We start from the raw sequence: 4,477 nt of genomic DNA on the forward strand, positions 1-4,477 counted from the left end.
GCTGGCCTCCGGCCTGCTGGCCGCGCTGGCCTTGCCGCTGCTGGCCGCGCGCCTGGGGCTGCCCGGGCGTCGCGTCATCCAGGCCTTCCTGCTCCTGATCTGGCTGGCGGGCCTTCCGCTCCTGGCTCGCCTGTCGCCGCCCCTGCACTACCACCACACGTTCGACGTCGATGCGTCCCCCGCCGGCCGGGGCGTCAAGATCCTGGCCGCCGAGGGGTGGACCCAGTCCCCGGACGGCCTCGCCCTCGAACCCGGCCAGCGGGGGACGCTGCTCCTGCGGCTCGCCCCTTCGCCGTTCCGCTCGCTCGTGCTCCACGCCCATCTCTACCGGCGGTGGCAGGGCGCCACGTTCACCAATCGCGTCGAGGTCTCCACCGACGGGACGACATTCGAGCCGGTGGGCGCCGACCTGGAGCTGGCCGGCGACCCCCTGTACGCGGTGGGCACCGGCCGCGTGCGCCCCGTCGTGCTCCGGGTCACCGCCACCAACCCGACCCCCGCGTCCGTCCTGGTGGTCGACGACGTCCGGCTGGTCAGCTCCGGCCTCGCCCCCGTGGTCCTGGGCATCTTCGCCGTGCTCGGTCTGGCCTTCGCGTACGGCGTGTCGCGGCTCCGGGCGCTCGCGGGTGCCTCGCCGGCCGTCGAGACGGCCCTTCGGGCGATGGGGCCCGGCCGCGAGCCCCCGGCGACCCCGGCGATCCGGCCGTCGCGCCAGCTTCTGCTGATCGCCGCCGGGGTGCTGACCGGACTGGTGGTGTTCGGCCCGCGACTCGGGGTCTTTCGGGCCGAGCACGTGACGTTCCAGTCCGTGGTCGAAGACTTCAACAACGGATCGCTCCGGGATCCCCGGCGATTGATTCGACGGCAGGGCTTCCATCCCTGCGTCGACGGCTTTTGCCTCGCCGAGAAGACCCCCGGCGAGCTGATCCTGGCCTATCCGATGCCCCCCGCTCCGCAGGTGGTCATGCGGCTCTGGTTCTACGGGTCTCCGCGACAGATCGCCAACCGCGTGGCCGTTTCGGCGGACGAGGGGCAGACCTGGATCGACGTGCTCCGGGACCGGGATCTCAACAACGCCGTCGTCGACGTGAGCCGGCTGATCCCGCCCCGCCACCGCGGGGTGCTGTGGGTGAAGCTCGCCGCCGAGAACGGCACCGGCCACGAGGCGCTGGTCGTCGATCGTCTGGAGGTGGCGGCGAGTGACAGCCCCGCCCCCGGCCAGCTGCCCGATCTGGCGGCCATGTTTCGCCTGGTCGTCCTGCCGCTGGGCCTGGCTGCGGGCCTGGCGCCGTGGATCGGCCCGGGGCGTGGAATCGCGGTGGCGATCCTGGGTGCCGCCGGCCTGGCGGTCGCGGCCGCCGCGCTCGGGGCCGGCGACGCGGTGGTCGGATGGGGCACCTGGGGGCTGCTGGTCGCGTCCCTGATCGGCGCGGCCGGAAGCGGGCTGGGCGGCCGGTGGGCGCGCGATCGGCGCGCGTGTCTGGCGACGGTGGCGTGTAGCCTGGTGCTGTGCTGGGCCTTCGCCGCGCGCTGGGCCGAATTCGTCCGGATCTATCGGTTCCCGGTGGCCGACGACGCGCTGATGAATCTCGGATTCATGAGGACGTTTGCCTGGGGATCGGCGTCGCAGGGCTTCTACTCGGCGGGATTGTCCCTGCCGGCCGGCGTCCTGGAGCCGCTGTTCATCGCGTTCGGCGCGACGTTCTTCATGCTGACGGGCGCCTCCGACCTGGCCCTGCGGCTCCTCACGCTGCTGCTCTCGGTGGCGGGCGTGTGGCTGACCTACGTGGCGGGCCGGCGCCTCCTGGGATCGGCGGTGACCGGCCTGGTCGGCGCGTCGCTGGTCGCCGGCAGCACGTATCTCATCTACGACGCCGTTCGCGGGTTCCGGACCGGCTTCGAGCTGTGCCTGGTGCTGCTGCTGGCGATCGCCCTCTGGCCGACTCCGGGCCGGTCGTCGTGGCGCCAGGCGGTGGGGGGCGGGGTGGTGGGCGGCCTGCTGTGTCTCCAGCTGCTCGCGCACCTGCCGGGCGTCGTGGTGACTCTCGCCTCGACGCCGTGGACCGTCACCGGATGGCGCCGGCGCCTGCTGCGGGTGGGGGCGACGCTGGGCGTGGTCGGGCTGCTGCTCGGGCCCTTCCTGGTGGCCTCGAAGATCCGGCGGGGCGCGTTCTTCGCCAGCAACCCGCCGCGGCTCGTCTTCTTCTTCGAGCACGCGCGTGAGATGCTGCCCTTGAAGAATCGTCCCGAGATCGCCGAGATCCGGACCACGGCCGCCGTCGTTCGCGAGCTGGGGGCGATCTTCGCGGTCGAGGGTGGCTGGCTGTGGGGCGTGACGAGGGGCTACCTCCTCGCCATCCGGGATGCCTGCGTGCTGGCGGCGGGCCGCTATTACTGGGTCGCGCTGGCCGGCCTGGCGGCGCTGGCGCTGGGCCCCGCGCGCTTCATGGTCCTCGTCTTTCTCCTGAGCATGGCCAACAGCGCGCCGCTCTACGGCGTCGCGGCCCGGCCGGTGCCGGACGCCATCGCCTTCCCCGGGAGCACGGAGATCTTCTACGCGATCTTCGGCGGCGGTGTCTACTGGTACGGGGTGACCGACCGGTACCGGGTCCTGGCCCAGGCCGTGCCCTTCGCCGCGCTGGCGGCCGGGTGGCTGGTCGTGGTGGTGGCGAGGACGCTCGACGCGCTGGGATGGGCGGCGCCTCCGAGCTGGACGCTGGCCTGGGTGAGCGATCGCCGGCCCGCCTACCGGATCAGCGGCCGATGACGGACGCGACGGGGCCCTCGGTGTCGATCGTGATCCCGACCTACAACGAGGAGGCCGACATCGCCCGGTGCCTGGACGGGGCGGTCTCGCTGGACCCCCCGGCCGACGAGATCATCGTCGTCGACGATGGCTCGGTGGACGGCACGCTCGGGATCGTGGGGGGCTATGCGGAGCGGTTCGGGATCGCCGTGCTGCGGCAGCCGCAGAACCGGGGGGTGGCGGCGGCCCGCAATCGCGGCCTGCGGGAGGCGACCGGCGAGATCGTCGTGATCCTCAACGCGGACGTGATGCTGCCCAAGGACTTTCTTCCCGCCGTGCTCCGTCATTACGCGGAAGGCGCCGACTTCGTCCTGGTCCAGTCCAGGGTGGCGAACGACGACGCGCTGTTTCCGCGATACATCGAAGCGCAGCACCATGCCTGGTACGACCACCGGGACGACATCGTGTGGACCGAAGGGTTCTCGTGCCGGCGGGCGGCGGCCCTGGCCGTCGGGTTGTTCGACGAGCACTTTCCGGGGGCGTCGGGCGAGGACGCGGTCTTCGGCGAGCGGCTCGAGCAGGGATACCGGAAGGTGATCGACCGGTCGATCGTGGTGACCCACATCGCGCCGAGCACGCTCCGGGAGTTCTGGCGCCAGCGTCGCGGCCGCGGGCGCGGCTGGCCCTTCCGGCTCTACTACGTGGACCGGGTGCCGCTGGAGGTCATCCGGTACTACCTGGTCGGCGTGTGCGTGTGGAGCGTCGGGCAGCTCCTGACCGTGGTCCCGTTCGTGCGGACGGCCGCCCGGCTGGCGCGCTTCGATCGTCGCGGACGGCGGGCGATCCCGGGGTTCACCCTGGCCGCCATCGTGGAGCACGTGGCCCATCGCCAGGGCGAGGTCCGCGCGTACCGGGAGATCGCGCGGAGGCGCTCGGCCGACGCCGCGACCAGGACGTCGACGTGAGCCGGACGGTCCTGATCACGGGCGGGGCGGGCTTCATCGGCTCGAATGCGGCGCGGGCGTTCCTGGAGTCGGGGGACCGGGTCCGCGTGTTCGACAACCTCGCCCGGAAGGGCGCCGAGGTCAACCTCCGCTGGCTGCGCACCGCCGGCCCGTTCGAGCTCGTCCGGGACGACCTCCGGAACTTCGAGGCCGTCGCCGGCGCGCTCGAGAAGGGCCCGGTGGATCTCGTCCTCCACCTGGCCGGCCAGGTGGCGGTGACGACGTCGGTGGCCGACCCCCGGGAGGACTTCGAGATCAACGCGCTGGGGTCCTTCAACCTCCTGGAAGCGGTCCGGCGGTCGGGGCAGAACCCGGTGGTCATCTACGCGTCGACGAACAAGGTCTACGGCGGGCTGCCACGGGTCGGGATCGTGGAGAGGGACGGACGCTATGGCTTCCGGGACCTGCCGGAGGGCATTCCCGAGACCTGGCCTCTCGACTTTCACTCACCCTACGGGTGCTCCAAGGGCGCTGCCGACCAGTACTTCCTCGACTACGCGCGCATTTACGGCCTGCGCACGGTCGTCTTCCGGCAGTCCTGCATCTACGGTTACCGCCAGTTCGGCGTGGAGGACCAGGGCTGGGTCGCCTGGTTCGCGATCGCCGCCGCCCTCGGCCGCCCCATCACCGTCTACGGAGACGGCAAGCAGGTCCGCGACGTCCTCTTCATCGACGACCTGATCGCGGCCTTCCGGCTGGCCGCCGAACGGATCGAGGTCGCCCGGGG

At 72.2% G+C, this 4,477-nt stretch carries 3 protein-coding genes; all 3 read left to right on the forward strand.

Annotated features, from left to right (window positions below; genetic code table 11):
- The coding region (locus VGW35_13715) for a hypothetical protein (GenBank protein ID HEV8308713.1) at window positions 1–2,767 on the forward strand (2,767 nt) is incomplete at its 5' end.
- Window positions 2,764–3,711: a glycosyltransferase gene (locus tag VGW35_13720; protein HEV8308714.1), complete on the forward strand. Its 948-nt coding sequence runs from the start codon at window positions 2,764–2,766 to the stop codon at window positions 3,709–3,711. The genes VGW35_13715 and VGW35_13720, both read left to right, overlap by 4 nt.
- Window positions 3,708–4,477, forward strand: a 770-nt coding sequence (locus VGW35_13725) for an SDR family NAD(P)-dependent oxidoreductase (GenBank protein HEV8308715.1), incomplete at its 3' end; no start/stop codon positions are given. The genes VGW35_13720 and VGW35_13725, both read left to right, overlap by 4 nt.

This window comes from Candidatus Methylomirabilota bacterium, from assembly GCA_036005065.1.
Taxonomy (GTDB): domain Bacteria; phylum Methylomirabilota; class Methylomirabilia; order Rokubacteriales; family DASRDR01; genus DASYQW01.

Bases quoted from the DNA above. Each gene is read 5' to 3' on its own strand.
- VGW35_13720 (HEV8308714.1), top strand. From the start codon at position 2,764: ATGACGGACGCGACGGGGCCCTCGGTGTCGATCGTGATCCCGACCTAC.